The organism is Dokdonella ginsengisoli (assembly GCF_042652785.1).
In the GTDB taxonomy this organism is placed as follows: Bacteria; Pseudomonadota; Gammaproteobacteria; order Xanthomonadales; family Rhodanobacteraceae; genus Dokdonella_A; species Dokdonella_A ginsengisoli.
Genome location: NZ_JBHSHD010000016.1, coordinates 77,925 through 95,584 on the forward strand (window position 1 = coordinate 77,925; position 17,660 = coordinate 95,584).

General features: G+C 68.9%; 15 protein-coding genes and 2 tRNA genes. 9 read left to right on the forward strand and 8 right to left on the reverse strand.

The annotated features are described in order from the left end of the window. Nucleotides 1–4: 4 nt before the first annotated feature. The 8 genes from ACFO6Q_RS18235 (at nucleotide 5) to pilH (ending at nucleotide 10,038) form a co-directional block, all read left to right on the forward strand. Nucleotides 5–1,270, forward strand: a complete 1,266-nt coding sequence (locus ACFO6Q_RS18235) for a JmjC domain-containing protein (RefSeq protein WP_380022554.1) — start codon at nucleotides 5–7, stop codon at nucleotides 1,268–1,270. Beyond that, nucleotides 1,267–2,229: a GNAT family N-acetyltransferase gene (locus tag ACFO6Q_RS18240; RefSeq protein ID WP_380022555.1), complete on the forward strand. Its 963-nt coding sequence runs from the start codon at nucleotides 1,267–1,269 to the stop codon at nucleotides 2,227–2,229. The genes ACFO6Q_RS18235 and ACFO6Q_RS18240 overlap by 4 nt, the downstream gene beginning before the upstream one ends. Before the next feature lie 152 nt (nucleotides 2,230–2,381). After that, nucleotides 2,382–5,267 carry a 2-oxoglutarate dehydrogenase E1 component gene (locus ACFO6Q_RS18245; RefSeq protein WP_380022556.1) on the forward strand — a complete coding sequence of 962 codons (2,886 nt, stop codon included), beginning with the start codon at nucleotides 2,382–2,384 and terminating at the stop codon, nucleotides 5,265–5,267. Nucleotides 5,268–5,270: 3 nt separating this feature from the next. Then, entirely contained in the window at nucleotides 5,271–6,494 is a 1,224-nt protein-coding gene (gene odhB, locus ACFO6Q_RS18250; RefSeq protein WP_380022557.1) for a 2-oxoglutarate dehydrogenase complex dihydrolipoyllysine-residue succinyltransferase, read from the forward strand. Nucleotides 6,495–6,620: 126 nt separating this feature from the next. Next, nucleotides 6,621–8,042, forward strand: coding sequence for a dihydrolipoyl dehydrogenase (gene lpdA / locus ACFO6Q_RS18255; RefSeq protein ID WP_380022558.1), 1,422 nt, complete (start codon nucleotides 6,621–6,623; stop codon nucleotides 8,040–8,042). A gap of 75 nt (nucleotides 8,043–8,117) precedes the next feature. Next, entirely contained in the window at nucleotides 8,118–8,609 is a 492-nt protein-coding gene (locus ACFO6Q_RS18260; RefSeq protein ID WP_380022559.1) for a pyrimidine dimer DNA glycosylase/endonuclease V, read from the forward strand. 2 nt (nucleotides 8,610–8,611) lie between these two features. Beyond that, a complete protein-coding gene (locus ACFO6Q_RS18265; RefSeq protein WP_380022699.1) occupies nucleotides 8,612–9,601 on the forward strand; it encodes a YhdH/YhfP family quinone oxidoreductase in 990 nt (329 codons plus the stop codon). A gap of 68 nt (nucleotides 9,602–9,669) precedes the next feature. Continuing rightward, nucleotides 9,670–10,038, forward strand: a complete 369-nt coding sequence (gene pilH, locus ACFO6Q_RS18270) for a twitching motility response regulator PilH (RefSeq protein ID WP_380022560.1) — start codon at nucleotides 9,670–9,672, stop codon at nucleotides 10,036–10,038. A gap of 153 nt (nucleotides 10,039–10,191) precedes the next feature. Here pilH and ACFO6Q_RS18275 read toward each other — a convergent pair whose 3' ends face one another. Next, a complete protein-coding gene (locus tag ACFO6Q_RS18275; RefSeq protein WP_380022561.1) occupies nucleotides 10,192–11,091 on the reverse strand; it encodes a DnaJ C-terminal domain-containing protein in 900 nt (299 codons plus the stop codon). 351 nt (nucleotides 11,092–11,442) lie between these two features. Next, a complete protein-coding gene (locus ACFO6Q_RS18280; RefSeq protein ID WP_380022562.1) occupies nucleotides 11,443–11,862 on the reverse strand; it encodes an Hsp20/alpha crystallin family protein in 420 nt (139 codons plus the stop codon). Between the two features lie 138 nt (nucleotides 11,863–12,000). On the opposite strand from ACFO6Q_RS18280, the gene ACFO6Q_RS18285 reads away from it, so the two are divergent. Next, complete coding sequence (locus tag ACFO6Q_RS18285; protein WP_380022563.1) at nucleotides 12,001–12,480, forward strand: peroxiredoxin; 480 nt, start codon at nucleotides 12,001–12,003, stop codon at nucleotides 12,478–12,480. 52 nt (nucleotides 12,481–12,532) lie between these two features. Here the strand turns inward: ACFO6Q_RS18285 and gyrA are convergent, their stop codons facing one another. From gyrA to ACFO6Q_RS18315, 6 genes are all read right to left on the reverse strand, one after another. After that, nucleotides 12,533–15,118, reverse strand: a complete 2,586-nt coding sequence (gyrA, locus tag ACFO6Q_RS18290) for a DNA gyrase subunit A (RefSeq protein ID WP_380022564.1) — start codon at nucleotides 15,116–15,118, stop codon at nucleotides 12,533–12,535. Nucleotides 15,119–15,281: 163 nt separating this feature from the next. Further along, nucleotides 15,282–15,710 (reverse strand): GtrA family protein, encoded by a 429-nt coding sequence (locus ACFO6Q_RS18295; protein ID WP_380022565.1) that lies wholly within the window; start codon nucleotides 15,708–15,710, stop codon nucleotides 15,282–15,284. A 22-nt stretch (nucleotides 15,711–15,732) separates the two neighbouring features. Continuing rightward, nucleotides 15,733–16,752, reverse strand: coding sequence for an S-methyl-5-thioribose-1-phosphate isomerase (mtnA, locus tag ACFO6Q_RS18300; RefSeq protein WP_380022566.1), 1,020 nt, complete (start codon nucleotides 16,750–16,752; stop codon nucleotides 15,733–15,735). 140 nt (nucleotides 16,753–16,892) lie between these two features. Beyond that, nucleotides 16,893–16,967 (reverse strand) — tRNA-Val (locus ACFO6Q_RS18305). Between the two features lie 94 nt (nucleotides 16,968–17,061). Beyond that, nucleotides 17,062–17,137, reverse strand: a tRNA-Thr gene (locus tag ACFO6Q_RS18310). 78 nt (nucleotides 17,138–17,215) lie between these two features. Further along, nucleotides 17,216–17,626 (reverse strand): type IV pilin protein, encoded by a 411-nt coding sequence (locus ACFO6Q_RS18315; RefSeq protein ID WP_380022567.1) that lies wholly within the window; start codon nucleotides 17,624–17,626, stop codon nucleotides 17,216–17,218. Between the last annotated feature and the right edge of the window lie 34 nt (nucleotides 17,627–17,660).

Consider the following 17,660-nt stretch of genomic DNA (forward strand, 5'->3'; position numbering starts at 1 on the left):
CCGCATGACGTCTCCGAAGGCCACCTCTGCTTCCATCGAAGTCCGGGCCGGACGCTCCGCGCCGCTCGGCATGCCGCCGGCGCGCTTCCTGCGCGACTACTGGCAGAAGCGGCCGCTGCTGGTGCGCGGCGCGTTCGACGGCCTGCGCAATCCGGTGGCGCCGGAGGACCTGGCCGGCCTGGCCTGCGAGGAGCTGGCGCTGTCGCGCATCGTCGTGCACGACCCGCGGCGCGATCGCTGGACCCTGCGCAACGGGCCGTTCGCCGAGCGCGACTTCGCTTCCCTGCCGAAGACGCACTGGACCCTGCTGGTGCAGGACGTCGACAAGTGGGACGCCGATGTCGCCGCGCTGCTGCCGCCGTTCTCGTTCCTGCCGAGCTGGCGCGTCGACGACGTGATGATCAGCTATGCCGAGGACGGCGGTTCGGTCGGCGCCCACGTCGACCAGTACGACGTGTTCCTGCTGCAGGGGCTGGGCCGCCGCCGCTGGCAGATCAGCGTCGATCCGTCCGCGCCGGCGGAATTGCGCGACGACGCCGAGCTGAGGTTGCTGCGCCGTTTCGAGCCGACGCACGAATGGATCCTCGAGCCCGGCGACCTGCTCTACCTGCCGCCCGGCGTGCCGCATCACGGCGTCGCGCTCGGCGCGTGCATGACCTATTCGATCGGCATGCGCGCGCCATCGCAGGCGGAACTGCTGGTCGACTTCGCCGAGACGCTGGCGGAAGGCCTGCCCGAGAATGCGCGCCTGTCCGATCCGGACCTCGCCCCCGCGCGCGGCGACGGCGAGATCGACGACGCGGCGATCGCGCGCGTGACCGCGGCGATGCCGTGGCTGTGGATCGACGCCGACTCGAAAAAGGAAAAGCGCACCGGCGGCGACGACGGCGGTTCGGGAACAGTCGATGCGTCGTTGCTCCGTACGTGGTTCGGCCGCTTCATCACGCGCTATCGCAGCGCGCAGACGGCCGCACCGAATCCGCGCGCGCTGAGCGACGCCGTCTTCGCGCGGGCGATCGGGCGCAACGCGCGCGTGCGCCGCAATCCATGGTCGCGCTGCGCATGGACGCGTACCGGGCGTGGCGCACGGCTGTTCGTCGCCGGCGAGGCACACGACTGCTCGATCGCCTTCGCCCGGCTGATCTGCGCGCGGGCGGAGTTTGCCTGCGCCGACGTGCCGGGTACCGCGGTCGACCGGGCGGCGCTGCGCGCGCTGGTCGACGCCGGCCATCTCGCCTTCCTGCGTGCCGGGCGCGGAGAACGGCCGTGATCGCCGAACCGGACTTCCGCGTCGAGCCGGCGTCCTGGCTCGGCGACGACCAGGCGGACCTGCGCCACGTGCGCGAGCAGGTCTTCATCGTCGAGCAGCAATGCCCGGAAGAAGAGGAATGGGACGCGCTCGACGAGAAGTCGCATCACGTCCTGGCGCGCGACCGCGACGGCCGCCCGATCGGCACCGGACGGCTGACGCCGGAGCGCAAGATCGGCCGCATGGCCGTGCTGGCGCCGTGGCGCGGCCGCGGCGTGGGCGATGCGATCCTGCGCGTGCTGCTGGAGCAGGCGCGCGCGCTGCGCCTTCCGGCGGTCGAGATGCACGCGCAGACGCACGCGATCCCGTTCTACGCGCGCCTGGGCTTCGCCGCCTACGGCGAGGAGTTCCTCGAATGCGGCATCGCGCACCGCCGGATGCGGCTCGAACTCGAACCGCTGCCGGCGCCCGTGCCGCGACCGCTGCCGCCCCGGCCCGAGGCGCGCGAACTCGCCGCCGGCGACCGCGTGCAGATGCTGGCCGCGCTTGCCGCGCTGCTCGGCGACGCCGAGCACGAGCTGGCGATCCTGACGCGCGACCTGGACGCCGACCTGTTCGCCACGCCCGCCTCGCTCGAGGCGCTCAAGCGCATCGCGCTGTCGGGACGGCGCGCGCGCATCCGCATCCTGGTGCAGGACCCGCGCGCAGCGCGCACCGAAGCGCTGCCGCTGATCGCCCTGGCGCAGCGGCTGCCGAGCGCGTTCGCGCTGCGCACGCCGGTCGAGGACCTCGACCGCCAGCTCGCCTCGGCCTTCGTGCTGAACGACCGCCGCGGCTACCTGTTCCGCCCCCTCGCCACCCGTTTCGACGCCGAAGGCTCGACCTACGCACCCGGCCGCCACGCGCAGCTGCTGGCGTCGTTCGAGCAGATCTGGGAACGTTCCGAGCCTGCCGTCGAGCTGCGCGCGCTGGGAATCTGAATCGATGCCCCCAATTCCTCTGCGTGCAGCGCAACAAAGTTTCGTTAAACGGTTATAATTCCGCTGTTCTGCCGACCCTCCCGGGAGCGGCTGCGACCAGCCTGTTGCAAGGCGCGCATCCGGCGCGCTTTTTTCGTCTGTAGGGTGTCAGCGTGAGCGCCAATCAGCCCAGTCTTCTCCAGCAGTTCCAGGCCACTTCCCCGATTTCCGGCGGCAACGCCGCCTTCGTCGAAGATCTCTACGAGCAATACCTCGCCGATCCGGGTGCCGTCGCACCGGAATGGCGCGATTTCTTCGCCGCCCTGAAAGGGACCGGCGACGTGCCGCATTCGGCCGCGATCGCGCGGATCGAGCAGGCGCAGAAGCTCAACGGGCACGCCCGCCCAGCCTCCGCCCCGGTCGGCGACGCGCAGTCGCACAAGCAGGCCGCGGTGCTCAAGCTGGTCACCGCCTACCGCTCGCGCGGCCATCTCGCGGCCAAGCTCGACCCGCTGGACATGGAGCACGCGTTCACCGCGGCCGACCTGCAGGCGATCGGCCTGCTGCCGCGCCCGTCGGCGCCGGACCTCGATCCCTCGTTCCACGGCCTGGAGCCGGCCGACCTGGAGACCGAGTTCAGCACCGGCTCGCTGGCCGGGCCGCAGAAGCTCAAGCTGCGCGAGCTGGTGGCCCTGCTGAAGGCGACCTACGCCGGCAGCATCGGCGCCGAGTTCATGCACATCTCCGACGTCGAGCAGCGCCAGTGGGTGCACGAGCAGCTCGAACGCGCCGGCGGCCGCTACGGCCTCAGCGTCGAGGACAAGAAGCGCGTGCTCGAGAAGCTGGTCCAGGCGGACGGCCTGGAGCGCTACCTGCACACCAAGTACGTCGGCCAGAAGCGCTTCTCGCTCGAGGGCGGCGACAGCCTGATCCCGCTGCTCGACGAGCTGATCCGCCGCGGCGGCAACGACGGAATGAAGGACATGGTGGTCGGCATGGCCCATCGCGGCCGCCTCAACGTGCTGGTCAACACGCTCGGCAAGTCGCCGCAGAAGCTGTTCGCCGAGTTCGAGGGCAAGTTCGACCATCCCGACGACCCGGCCCACTCCGGCGACGTGAAGTACCACATGGGCTTCAGCGCCAACATCAGGACGGACGGCCGCACCGTGCACGTCGCGCTCGCGTTCAATCCCTCGCACCTGGAGATCGTCAACCCGGTGGTCGCCGGCTCGGTGCGCGCGCGCCAGACGCATCGCAGCGACCTCAACCGCGAGCACGTGGTGCCGGTGCTGATCCACGGCGACGCCGCCTTCGCCGGCCAGGGCGTCAACATGGAACTGCTGAACATGTCGCAGGCGCGCGGCTTCGCCGTCGGCGGCGCGATCCACGTGGTGGTCAACAACCAGGTCGGCTTCACCACGTCCAACCCGAACGACGCGCGCTCGACGCTGTACTGCACCGACGTCGCCAAGATGGTCAATGCGCCGGTGTTCCACGTGAACGGCGACGATCCGGAAGCGGTGCTGTTCGTCTCCCGCCTGGCCTTCGACTTCCGCCAGAAGTTCAAGCGCGATGTGGTGATCGACCTGGTCTGCTATCGCCGCCACGGCCACAACGAGGCGGACGAGCCGGCCGCGACTCAGCCGCTGATGTACCAGCTGATCCGCGCCCGCCCGCCGGCGCGCGAGCTGTACGCGCAGAAGCTGACCGCCGAGGGCGTCATCGGCGAGACCGACGCTAAGGCGCTGATCGAGGGCTATCGCGCCAGGCTCGAAGCCGGCACGCCGATCGCCGAACTCGACCCCGACTACACCGACCAGTTCGCGGTCGACTGGACGCGCCACCTCGGCGCCACGCTCGACCAGCCGGTCGAGACCGGCGCGAGCCGCGCGAAACTCGACGAGCTCAATCGCAAGCTCCTGACGATTCCGTCCGGCGTCGCCCTGCACTCGCGCGTCGCCAAGATCTACGAGGACCGCAACAAGATGGCCGCCGGCGAGCAGCCGATGGACTGGGGCTTCGCCGAGAACCTGGCCTATGCGGCGCTGATCGACGATGGGTTCGACCTGCGCCTGGTCGGCCAGGACTCCGGCCGCGGCACGTTCTTCCACCGCCACGCGGTGCTGCACGACCAGAACAGCGGCGGCGACTACGTGCCGCTGGCGACGGTGCGCGACGGCGCCAGCGTGACGGTGGTCGACTCGCTGCTCAGCGAAGAAGCCGTGATGGGATTCGAATACGGCTACTCGACCTCCGAACCGCGCACGCTGGTGCTGTGGGAAGGCCAGTTCGGCGACTTCGCCAACGGCGCGCAGGTGGTCATCGACCAGTTCATCTCGTCCGGCGAGGCGAAGTGGGACCGCCTGTCCGGTCTCGTCCTGCTGCTGCCGCACGGCTACGAAGGACAGGGCCCGGAGCATTCCTCCGCGCGCCTGGAGCGCTATCTGCAGCTGTGCGCGCTGGAGAACATGCAGGTCTGCGTGCCGACCACGCCGGCGCAGATGTTCCACATGCTGCGCCGCCAGATGCTGCGCGACGTGCGCAAGCCGCTGATCGTGATGACGCCGAAGTCGCTGCTGCGCCACAAGCTGGCGGTGTCGACGCTGGACGAACTCGCCGACGGCCGCTTCCAGCTGGTGCTGCCCGACACGACCGCGAAGAACGCGAAGAAGGTGCGCCGCGTCGTGCTGTGTTCGGGCAAGGTCTACTACGACCTGGTCGAGGACGCGGCCAAGCGCAAGGTCGAGGACGTCGCCATCGTGCGCGTCGAGCAGCTGTACCCGTTCCCGCGCGCGGAAGTGGCCGCCGAACTGGCCAGGTACGCCGCGGCGAAGGAGATCATCTGGTGCCAGGAGGAGCCGATGAACCAGGGCGCCTGGTACCAGATCAAGCATCATCTGCAGGCGCTGGCGGGACCGAAGCAGTCGCTCTCCTACGCCGGTCGCGCGCGCTCGCCGGCGCCGGCCTGTGGTCATCTTTCCACTCACCTCGTCGAACAGGCCGCCCTGGTCGAGCAGGCGCTGGTCGCGCCGGCCGGCAACGACAACGTCTCGGAGTAGTCCATGTCCATCGAAGTCAAGGTTCCCGTCCTTCCCGAATCCGTCTCCGACGCGACCATCGCGACCTGGCACAAGAAGCCGGGCGACGCGGTCAAGCGCGACGAGAACCTGGTCGACCTCGAGACCGACAAGGTCGTGCTCGAAGTGCCCGCGCCGGCCGACGGCGTGCTGAAGGAAATCAAGTTCGACACCGGCGCGACGGTGACCAGCCAGCAGGTGCTGGCGATCCTCGAGGAAGGCGCCGCCGCCGCGGCTCCGGCCGCGCAGGCCGCCGAACCGGCGAAGGCCGAAGCACCGAAGGCCGCTGCGGCCCCGGCCGCCGCCCCGGCTGCCGCGAAGACGTCCGACCTCTCCCCGGCCGGCCAGCGCGTGGCGACCGAGAACCGGATCGATGCAGCGAACGTCGCCGGCACCGGCCGCGACGGCCGCGTGACCAAGGAAGACCTGATCAACTTCATGCGCAACGACGGCGCGGCCAAGCCGGCCGCCGCGGCGCCCGCGGCCGCCAGGCCTGCCGCCTCCGGCGACCGCGCCGAGGAGCGCGTGCCGATGACGCGCATGCGCGCGAAGATCGCCGAGCGCCTGATGCTGTCGAAGAACTCGATCGCGATGCTGACCTCGTTCAACGAGATCAACCTGTCCAAGGTCGCCGCGATGCGCAAGGAGCTGGGCGAATCGTTCGAGAAGGCCAACGGCATCAAGCTCGGCTTCATGAGCTTCTTCGTCAAGGCCGCGGTCGAGGCGCTCAAGCGCCACCCGATCGTCAACAGCTCGGTCGACGGCAACGACATCGTCTACCACGGCTATCAGGACGTCTCGGTCGCCGTGTCCACCGACAAGGGCCTGGTCACGCCGGTGCTGCGCGACGCGCAGAACATGAGCTTCGCCGACGTCGAGAAGGCGATCGCCGGGTTCGCCAAGAAGGCGCGCGAAGGCGGCCTGACGCTCGACGACCTCGCCGGCGGCACCTTCACGATCACCAACGGCGGCACCTTCGGCTCGCTGTTCTCCACGCCGATCGTCAACCCGCCGCAGAGCGCCATCCTCGGCATGCACACGATCAAGGAACGCGCGATCGTCGAGAACGGCCAGGTCGTCGCCGCGCCGATGATGTACGTCGCGATCAGCTACGACCACCGCATCATCGACGGCAAGGATGCGGTGCTGTTCCTGGTCGACATCAAGAACCAGCTGGAGAATCCGCAGCGCATGCTGCTCGGGATGTGAGAAAGCGAGGGCCGAGGGCCTAGGGCTGAGGGCTGGAAGAGCGGCGCGCGCTTTGCTTTTCGGCTCTCAGCCCTGGACCCTCGGCCCTCCTTAGATCACCCCTCCAATATTCGAAGGACCCTTCCCATGGACCAATTCGACGTCATCGTCATCGGCGGCGGCCCCGCCGGCTACCACGCCGCGATTCGCGCCGCGCAGCTCGGCCTGAAGACCGCCTGCGTCGACGCCTGGACCGGCGCCGACGGCAAGGCCGCGCTCGGCGGCACCTGCCTCAATGTCGGCTGCATCCCGTCGAAGGCGCTGCTCGATTCCTCCAAGCAGTTCTGGAACCTGACGCAGCACTTCGACGTGCACGGCATCACGACCAAGGACGCGGCGATCGACGTCAAGACGATGATCGGTCGCAAGGACAAGATCGTGAAGCAGTTCACCGGCGGCGTCGCGATGCTGTTCAAGGGCAACAAGATCACCTCGTTCCTCGGCACCGGCAAGCTGCTGCAGGGACGCCAGGTCGAGATCACCGCGCCGGACGGCGGCAAGCAGACGATCGCCGGCACCAATGTCGTCATCGCCACCGGCTCGGCGCCGATCGAGCTGCCGTTCGCCAAGTTCGACGGCAAGCACATCGTCGACAACGCGGGCGCGCTCGCCTTCGACGCGGTGCCCAAGCGCCTGGGCGTGATCGGCGCCGGCGTGATCGGCCTCGAACTCGGCAGCGTCTGGCGTCGCCTGGGCTCGGAAGTGACGATCATCGAGGCACTGCCGGATTTCCTCGGCGCCGCCGACGCGGACGTCGCCAAGGTCGCGCTGAAGGAACTGAACAAGCAGGGCCTGAAGATCGAGCTCGGCGCCAAGCTGTCGAAGGCCGAGATCAAGAAGAACGAGGTCCACCTCACCTACGCCGGCAAGGACGGCGAGAAGCAGCTGGTGGTCGACAAGCTGCTGGTCGCGGTCGGCCGTCGTGCCTACACCGACGGCCTGCTCGGCGACGGCACCGGCGTGAAGCTCGACGAGCGCGGCCGCGTCGTCGTCGACGAGCATTGCTGGACCGGCGCCGAGGGCGTGTGGGCGGTCGGCGACTGCGTGCGCGGCCCGATGCTCGCGCACAAGGGCTTCGAGGAAGGCATCATGGTCGCCGAGCTGATCGCCGGCAAGGCCGGCCACGTCAACCTCGACACGATCCCGTGGGTCATCTACACCGAGCCGGAAATCGCCTGGGTCGGCCAGACCGAAAAGCAGCTCAAGGACGCCGGCATCCCGTACAAGACCGGCAGCTTCCCGTTCGCGGCGATCGGCCGCGCGGTCGCGATGAACGAGCCGGCCGGCATGGTCAAGATGATCGCCCACGCCGAAACCGACCGCATTCTCGGCGTGCATCTGGTCGGCGCGAACGTGTCCGAGCTGGTCGCCGAGTGCGTCGTCGCGATGGAGTTCAAGGGCTCGTCCGAGGACCTCGCGCGCATCGTGCACGCGCATCCGACGCTCAGCGAAGCCGTGCACGAGGCGGCGCTGGCGGTGGACAAGCGCGCGATCCACAAGATGAACTGATGCGGTCGTGAGACCCGCGGAGCGACGCCCATGCGTCGCTCCGCTCGAGCGCCGGCGCACGACGGAACCTCTGCCATGCGCATCTGGAGCCTCCACCCGCAATACCTCGACGCCAAGGGCCTGGTCGCGCTGTGGCGCGAAACCCTGCTCGCGCAGGCCGTGCTGCTCGGACGCACCAGGGGCTACACGCGCCATCCGCAGCTCGATCGCTTCCGCACGGCCGGATCGCCCTCTGCCATGGTCGCCGACTATCTGCGCGTGGTCGCCGCGGAGGCGGCGCGGCGCGGCTATCACTTCGACGTCTCGCGCATCGCCGAGGCGACCTCCGACGCGCGCCTGCCGGTGACGTCCGGCCAGATGCAGTGCGAGTGGCAGCATCTGCTGGCCAAGCTCGCGCTGCGCGACCCGCCGCGTCACGCGCAGCAGAAGTCGATCCGCACGCCTTTGCCGCACCCGCTGTTTGACGTCGTCCCCGGCGATGTGGAACCTTGGGAAAAGGCGTCTCCCCTCCCCGTCTCCGCCGGCCTCCGCCGCACGGCGAAGAAATCCTCCGAGAATCCGCAATGACGATCGCTCCGTTCAAGGCCTTCCGCATCCGCAACGAAGACGGCGTGCATCGCGCCGGCATCGAGGAGATGCGCATCGACGAACTTTCCGCGAGCGAAGTCCTGGTCAAGGTCGCGTACTCGTCGGTCAACTACAAGGACGCGCTGGCCGGCAGCGGCAAGGGCAAGATCCTGCGCCAGTACCCGCTCAACGGCGGCATCGACCTGGCCGGCTACGTGGCGGCATCGACCGATCCGAAGTTCAAGGAAGGCGACCAGGTGCTGTGCACCGGCTGCGGCCTGTCGGAGGTTCGCGACGGCGGCTACGCCGAGTACGCGCGGCTGGAGTCGAAATGGACGATTCCGCTGCCGGCGGGACTGACGCTGCGCGAATCGATGGCGCTCGGCACGGCCGGCTTCACCGCCGCGCTCGCGCTGTTCCAGATGGTGCGCAACGGCCAGGTGCCGTCGATGGGGCCGATCGTCGTCACCGGCGCGACCGGCGGCGTCGGCTCGCTCGCCGTCGACATCCTGACCCGCGCCGGCTTCGAGGCGCATGCGATCACCGGCAAGGTCGAGCAGTTCGACTACCTGATCGGGCTCGGCGCGAAGCAGTGCATCGCGCGGACCGGGCTGTACTGGGGCCAGCGCCCGCTCGAGAGCGCACACTGGGCCGGCGCGATCGACAACGTCGGCGGCGACCTGCTGGCGGGACTGACGCGCGTGATCAAGCCGTACGGCAGCATCGCGATCTGCGGCAACGCCGCGGGCATCGAACTGGCGACGACGGTGATGCCGTTCATCATCCGCGGACTGAGCATCCTCGGCGTCGCCTCCGCCGGCACCGCGCGCGACATCCGCGATCGGATCTGGGCGCATCTGGCCGGCGAGTGGAAGCCGGCGCAGCTCGACGCGATCGCCCATTCTGAGATCGAACTCGCTGATCTACCGGGTGTTTTCGATAAGATGCTGAGCGGTGGATCGCTCGGCCGCAGCATCGTCCGGATCGGTTGACCGCGTCTCTGGCGACACCGCTCGCCTCTGTCTAGAATGCCGCCCTCACCCAGGGGGAACACGTTCACATGTCCAAAGTGCTGATCGTCGACGATTCGCCTTCGCAACTGGTCGGAATGAAGCGCACGGTCGAGAAGCTCGGCCACCAGGTCGTCACCGCCGAAGACGGCGCGGCGGGTGTCGAGGCGGCCAAGCGCGAATTGCCGGACCTGATCCTGATGGACGTCGTCATGCCGAACCTCAACGGCTTCCAGGCGACGCGCACGATCGCCAAGGACCCCAAGACCAGCCACATCCCGATCATCCTGGTCACCACCAAGGACCAGGACACCGATCGCGTCTGGGGCATGCGCCAGGGCGCCAAGGCCTACGTGACCAAGCCGATCGACGACGCCGAGCTGACGCGCGTGATCAAGGACTATCTGCCGGCGGCGTGAGCGCCGCCCAGGCCGGGTAGGCCCCGGTCGTTCGCCTTCCGCGATTCCCCTGATCGCCGACGGCCGACGCTCCGGGCAGATCCCGCAAGCTTCCGTTTCCGGGCACGACCGTGCGGCCGCCCCTGACCGCACCACGGCGATGCCGGCCGGGGGCTAGCCTCGCGGGTCGTACTCGAAATAGGCTTTCGCCAGCGCTTCGTACAGCTCGCGCTGCTCGGCCGTGTCGGCTTTCGGCACGCGCACGTCGAGCGTGACGATCTGGTCGCCCGGCGTCTTGCCCGGCCAGCCGCGGCCGCGCAGGCGCATCTTGCGGCCGCCGTCGGAACCTGCGGGAACGCGCAGCTCGACGTTGCCGCCGAGCGTCGGCACGGTGACCGTCGCGCCGAGCGCGGCTTCCCATGGCGCGATGGGCAGGTTGACCAGCACGTTGCGCCCATCGAGCTTGAAGCGCGGATCGTCGCGCAGGCCCACTTCGAGAATTAGGTCGCCGGCCTTGCCGCCGTGCATGCCGGGATAACCCTGCCCGGCGAGACGGATCTGCTGCCCCGGCGCGATGCCGGCGGGGATCCTCACTTCCAGCGTGCGCTCGCCGCTGCCGTCGCGCAGCGAGATGCGCTCGCGTCCGCCGTGATAAGCCGTGCCGAGGTCGACCGCGATCTGCGCGTGCAGGTCGCGCCCGGGCCGCGGCCCGGTGCGTCCGGCCGCGCTGCGGCCGCCGAACAGCGACTCGAAGAAATCGCTGAAGCTCTCCTGGTCGAAGCCGCCCTCGCCGCCGCCGAAATCGGTTTCGCGCTGCCAGTTCGGCGGCGGACCGCGGAACGGATCACCCTCGCGGTAGCCGCCCGCGCGCAGCTGATCGTAGGCCTTGCGGCGCGACGGGTCGCGCAGGGCCTCGTAGGCCTCGTTGACCGACTTGAACTTGTCCTCGGCGCCGGCTTCCTTGCTGACGTCCGGGTGGTACTTGCGCGCGAGGCGCCGATACGCCGACTTGATCTCGGCGTCGGTCGCGTCGGGTTTCACGCCGAGCGTGTCGTAGTAGTCCTTGAACTCCATCCCAATCCCGTTGCTTGTGCGATCGTGCCTGGACTTTGCGGTCGTCCCTGATCGCTGCTTCGTCGACGCGCCGAGATCCGAAAGAGCAGTGACTCCGGCGAGTCCAACCGCGGCCTTCCATGGCCGCACTTTGTAGGTGCTTTTGCGATCGTCCCTGATCGCTGCTTCGTCGACCCACCGAGATCCGAAAGGGCAGTGACTTCGGCGAATCCAACCGCGGCCATCCATGGCCGCGCTTTTCAACAATGGCAAAGCCCGCGGCACTGCTGCCGCGGGCTGGGCGTTCCTCGATGCGGTACGCCGGCTGGATGCCAGCGTACCAAAGCTGCCGCGGTTCTTCGCGCCGGCGCGTCAGGCGTTGATCGCGATGCGGCGCGGGGCCAGTTCCGGCTTCTTCGGGATGGAGATCTCGAGCACGCCGTTCTTGCCGGCCGCGCTGATGCCCTCCGCGTCCGCACTCTCGGGCAGGGTGAAGCGGCGCTCGAAGCTGCCGTAGCGACGTTCGACGCGCGTGAACTTCGCGCCGTCTTCCTTCGTTTCCGACTTGCGTTCGCCCTTCAGCGTCAGCACGTTCTTGTCCATCTGCACTTCGATGCCGGCCGGGTCGACACCGGGCAGGTCGGCCAGGATCACGAAGCGATCGGCTTCCTCGCGCACGTCGACGCGCGGCACCCAGGCGCTCGTTTCGGCGTCGCCGAAGAAGCGATCCAGCGCCTGCCTGGCCTGCAGGTTGCCGCGTACCAGCAAGGGGGAATAGTGGGTGACCAACATAGTTTCTCTCTCCGCATGTTTGTGCGGCGAGCATCGCCGCGATGCGACGAAGATGGAGCTGCGCCTTAGGCTTTCAAGAGCCTATTTGATCGGTCCTGCGGCGCCGTATGATCCCCCCTCCCTTCCCGAGGCCAACCCATGACGATCCAGCCAGGCGAACGCATCCCAGCCGGAACCCTCGACATCCTCAAGGACGGCGTGCAGCCGATCGCGACCGACGAGATCTTCGGCGGCAAGAAGGTGGTGCTGTTCTCGGTGCCCGGCGCGTTCACCCCGACCTGCTCGGCCAAGCACCTGCCCGGCTACGTCGAGCACTACGCGCAGTTCCGCAGCCGCGGCATCGAGGTGGCCTGCATCGCGGTCAACGATGCCTACGTGATGAGCGCCTGGGCCAAAGCGCAGAACGTGCCGGACGGCCTGCTGATGCTGGCCGACGGCAACGGCGCCTTCACCCGCTCGCTCGGCCTGGAAATGGACGCGACACGCTTCGGCATGGGCCTGCGCGGCAAGCGCTTCGCGCTCTACGCCGAGGACGGCGTGGTGAAGAAGCTCGCCGTCGAGGCGCCGGGAGAGTTCAAGGTATCCGGCGCGGAGGCGATGCTCGCCGCGATCGGCTGAGCGCAGCGACCGGCCGGCGCGTTCGCGGCCGGCCGGTTCGCAAGGCGTTCGATCAGCCTTCTTCGCCGCCGGGCAACGGCGCGGTTTCCGCTTCCGCGTCCTCGCCCTCGTCGCTCAGGGCCTCGACCTTGACCACGCCGACCAGCGCCTCGTCGGCCGGAAGGCGGATCAGGGTGACGCCCTGGGTGTTGCGGCCGACGCGCGCGATCTCGCTGGCGCGCGTGCGCACCAGGGTGCCCTGGTTGGAGATCAGCATCAGCTCGTGGTTCTCGCCGAGCTGCACCGCGCCGACCAGTGCGCCGTTGCGGTCCGAACACTGGATCGCGATCACGCCCTGCGTGCCGCGTCCCTTGCGCGGATAGTCGACCAGCGGCGTGCGCTTGCCGTAGCCACGCTCGGTCGCGGTGAGGATGTCGTCCTCGCCTTCGCTGACGATCAGGCTGACCACCTCCTCGCCCTCGGCCAGGCGCATGCCGCGCACGCCGGTCGCCGTGCGGCCCATCGAGCGTACCGAGCTTTCGTCGAAGCGCACCGCCTTGCCGTTCGAGGCGAACAGCAGGATGTCGCGCGCGCCGTCGGTGATCTGCACGTCGACGAGGGCGTCGCCCTCGTCCAGGCCGATCGCGATCTTGCCGCGCTGCAGCTGGAACGCGAACTCGGTCAGCGGGGTCTTCTTGACCGTGCCGTTGCGCGTGGCGAAGAACACGTAGCGGTCCTCGGCGAAGTCGCGCACCGGCTGCACCGCCTGCACCTTCTCGTCCGGCTCCAGCGGCAGCAGGTTCACGATCGGCTTGCCGCGCGCGTTCGGACCCGCGTCGGGCAGCTTGTAGACCTTGAGCCAGAACACGCGACCGACGCTGGTGAACACCAGCAGCGTGTCGTGCGTGTTGGCGATCCACAGCCGCTCGACGAAATCCTCTTCCTTCATGTTCGTCGCCGAGCGGCCCTTGCCGCCGCGGCGCTGCGCGCGGTACAGGCTGACCGGCTGGCGCTTGGCGTAGCCGGTGTGCGAGAGCGTGACGACGACGTCCTCCGGCTCGATCAGGTCGAGGATGTCGAGATCCTCCTGGCTGGCCTGGATGACGGTGCGGCGCGCGTCGCCGTACTGGTCCTTCAGCTCGACCAGCTCGTCGCGGATCACCTTCAGCAGCACGTCGGGGTTCTCGAGAATCTCGATCAGCCCGGCGATCGTGCGCAGCAGTTCCTTGTACTCGTCGGTGAGCTTCTCCTGCTCCAGTCCGGTCAGGCGCGCCAGACGCATTTCCAGGATCTGCTGCGCCTGCGTCTCCGACAGCTGGTAGCCCGTGTCGGACAGGCCGACGGCAGGGTCGAGGCCTTCCGGCCGCGACGCATCCGCACCCGCCGCGGCGAGCAGCGCGCGCACCATGCCCGGTTCCCAGCGCCGGGCCAGCATGCGCGCCTTGGCTTCGTCCGGCGACGGCGAGGTCTTGATCAGCTCGACCATCTCGTCGATGTTCGCCAGCGCGACGGTCAGGCCTTCCAGGATGTGGGCGCGGTCGCGCGCCTTGCGCAGGTCGAAGATCGTGCGCCGCGTGACGACTTCGCGGCGGTGCCGGATGAAGGCGTCGAGGATCTCGCGCAGGCCGAGCGTGCGCGGCTGGCCGTCGAGCAGCGCGACCATGTTGATGCCGAACGTGACCTGCAGCTGGGTCTGCTGGAACAGGTTGTTCAGCAGCACGTCGGCCGAGGTGTCGCGGCGCACTTCGATGACGACGCGCAGGCCGTCCTTGTCCGATTCGTCGCGTAGCTCGGAGATGCCTTCGATGCGCTTTTCCTTGACCAGCTCGGCGATCTTCTCGATCAGCCGCGCCTTGTTCACCTGGAACGGGATCTCGGTGACGATGATCGTCTCGCGGCCGTTGTCCTCGCTCTCGATCTCGCACTTGGCGCGCACCAGGATGCGGCCGCGGCCGGTCTTGTACGCCTCGACGATGCCGGCCGAGCCGTTGATGATGCCGGCGGTCGGGAAGTCGGGGCCGGGCACCAGCCGCATGAGATCGTCGAAGCCCAGCTCGGGATCGTCGATCAGCGCGATGCACGCCGACAGCACCTCGCCCAGGTTGTGCGGCGGCACGTTCGTCGCCATGCCGACCGCGATGCCGGCGGAGCCGTTCACCAGCAGGTTCGGGATGCGCGTGGGCAGCACCGTCGGTTCGAGTTCCTTCTCGTCGTAGTTCGGCTGGTAGTCGACGGTTTCCCTGTCGATGTCGGCCAGCAGCTCCGACGACAGCCGGTCGAGGCGGCACTCGGTGTAGCGCATCGCCGCGGCTTCGTCGCCGTCGACCGAACCGAAGTTGCCCTGGCCGTCGATGAGCGTGTAGCGCATCGAGAAGTCCTGCGCCATGCGCACCAGCGCGTCGTAGATCGAAGAGTCGCCGTGCGGATGGTACTTACCCATCACGTCACCGACGACGCGCGCGCACTTCACGTACGGACGGTTCCAGACCGTGTTCGATTCGTGCATCGCGTACAGCGTGCGCCGATGCACCGGCTTCAGGCCGTCGCGCACGTCGGGCAGAGCGCGCCCGACGATGACGCTCATCGCGTAGTCCAGATAGCTCTTGCGGACTTCGTCTTCGATGTTGACGCGAATGACTTCTTTGGCCAGTTCAGCCATCAGCAATCCTCTGCGGAGCGGTGAATTCCGATGATTCCGATGCCGTTCGCAGCGGCCGGACGCGGGCGTCCGGGCAGGCTCGAAGGCAACATGAAATCATAGCACAACGAGCCCGGGAATTTTGGACTTTTTCCCTGTCGGCAGAGGGACTTGGCGGGCGTTTTCAGCCCTGCCCGCGGGGCGCCGGCGCGGACTGCGCGGGCGCTCGGAAGATCCAGTACTTGGAACTGAGGAAGTTCACGAACGCGCCGGCGACGGAACCGGCCGCGACGCCGATCGCCGGCCACTGGTGCACCAGCGGCCACAGCGCCAGACAGGCCGCGTAGGTGCCGTAGTTCAGCGCGAAGCCGAATACCATCGCGATCAGGTAGCGCAGCAGCTCGCGCCGCTTGCTGCCGCTGCTGCGGCCGGAGAAGGTATAGCGGCGGTTGAACGCCCAGGTCGTGGTCGCCGCGGCGAGGAAGGACAGCACGCGGGCGCCGTAGGGGTTGAACGCGAAGCCGCGCACGAGCCACTGCACGATGCCCGCATCGACGACGAAGCCGATCGCGCCGCTGATCGCGAACAGCAGGATTTCCTTGCGCAGGGCCATGCGCGGCGAACCGGGCGGCGCGTCAGCGCGTCCGGCGGAACAGCTCGGCCATGCGCTGCGCGTCGGGGCGCTCGACGACGCCGCGCTCGGTCACGATCGCGTCGATGAGGCCGGCCGGCGTCACGTCGAAGACCGGGTTCCACGCCTGCGCGCCGGCGACGACGGTACGCTGGCCGGCGTAGCCGAGCAGCTCGTCGGGAGCGCGCAGTTCGATCTCGATGTCGGCGCCGCCGGCGGTCGCCATGTCGACGGTCGAGAACGGCGCGACGACCATGAACCGCACGCCGTGGTGCCGCGCGGAAATCGCCAGCTGGTACGTGCCGATCTTGTTCGCGGTGTCGCCGTTCGCGGCGATGCGGTCGGCGCCGACGACGACCCATTGCACGGCGCCGGACTTCATCAGATGCGCGGCGGCCGAGTCGGCGATCAGGGTCGCCGGAATGCCGTCGCGCAGCAGCTCCCACATGGTCAGGCGCGCGCCCTGCAGCCACGGCCGTGTCTCGCCCGCGTACACGCGCGAAATGCGGCCTGAGGAGACGCCGGCGCGGATCACGCCGAGCGCGGTGCCGTAGCCGGCCGTCGCCAGCGAGCCGGTGTTGCAATGGGTCAGCACGCCGGCGTCGGCGTCGAGCAGCGCCGCGCCGAGCTCGCCCATGCGCCGGTTGGCGGCCAGATCCTCGTCCTGGATCGCCTGCGCCTCGCGCGCGAGCGCCTGCGCGTCCGTGCCGGCGCCGGCCATGCGATCCAGCGCCCACATCAGGTTCACCGCGGTCGGCCGCGCCGCGCGCAGATGCGCCGATGCCGCCTCGAGGCGCTCCGGCTCGTTCTGCGCCGCCAGCACGACGCCCCAGGCGGCGGCGATGCCGATCGCCGGCGCGCCGCGCACGACCAGGTCGCGAATCGCGCTGGCGACTTCCTCCGCGCTGCGGCAGTCGACGTAGGTTTCCTCCACCGGCAGGCGGCGCTGGTCGAGCAGGCGCAGGTGGTCGCCCTGCCAGAGCACGGCGCGGATCGAATCGTGGTTCGGCGTGGCGATGTTCATGGGCGACGACGAGTGCGGGCGAGGAATGCGGCGGGCGCGCAGCGTACCAGCAGCGCGAGTCGCGCGGCCAGCCGCCGCCGCGCAACGGCGGCGCGGGCTGCGCGCCGAGGCGGAATGCCGCCGTTTTCGGGTTTCGGAAATGGTGGGCGGTGCAGGGATCGAACCTGCGACCCTTGCCGTGTGAAGGCAATGCTCTACCGCTGAGCTAACCGCCCTGGAACCGTCCGGACTCGCTGCGTGATCGCCGCTGGGACGATCCTGCCTCGGGGAACGGGGCGACGACGGCTTGCGTCATCGCCCCGCCAGACGTGGTGCCGGAGAAGGGAATCGAACCCCCGACCTACGCATTACGAATGCGCCGCTCTACCAACTGAGCTACTCCGGCGGGGGGCGCGGAGTATAGACAAGCCACGCACTCCGGTACAAGCCGTCCGGCCCGGTTCCGGCCGTCCGGCGGGGCCTTCTACCAGCAGTTTCCGTTGGGCGGCGGCTTGGGGCCGGACCAGTCCTTGGCGCCCGTGTTGGTCAGCAGCAGGTTCTCGCACTGGTCGGCGCCCTGCGCTCCCTGCGGCGCCGCGGTCAACAGGTAGGTCTGGTTTCCGTTCTCGCGCGTCACCTCGACGGCGTAGTAGCCCTTCTCCGACGTGTTGCTGCCGAGGTTCAGCTCGTCGAACGTCGCGTAGCGGTTGAAGTTCGTGTAATAGCGCTCCTGCGCCGCGGCGATGCGCATCAGGAACTCCTTGCCGTCGGCGCGGCGCGTGCGCAGCACGTAGTTGGTGTAGCTCGGATAGGCGATGGCCGCGAGAATCGCGACGATCGCCACGACGATCATCAGCTCGATGAGCGTGAATCCCCGGTTCTTCTGACTGGCCATTTTCCCCTCGCGTGCATGGGCGCGGCTGCCGCTG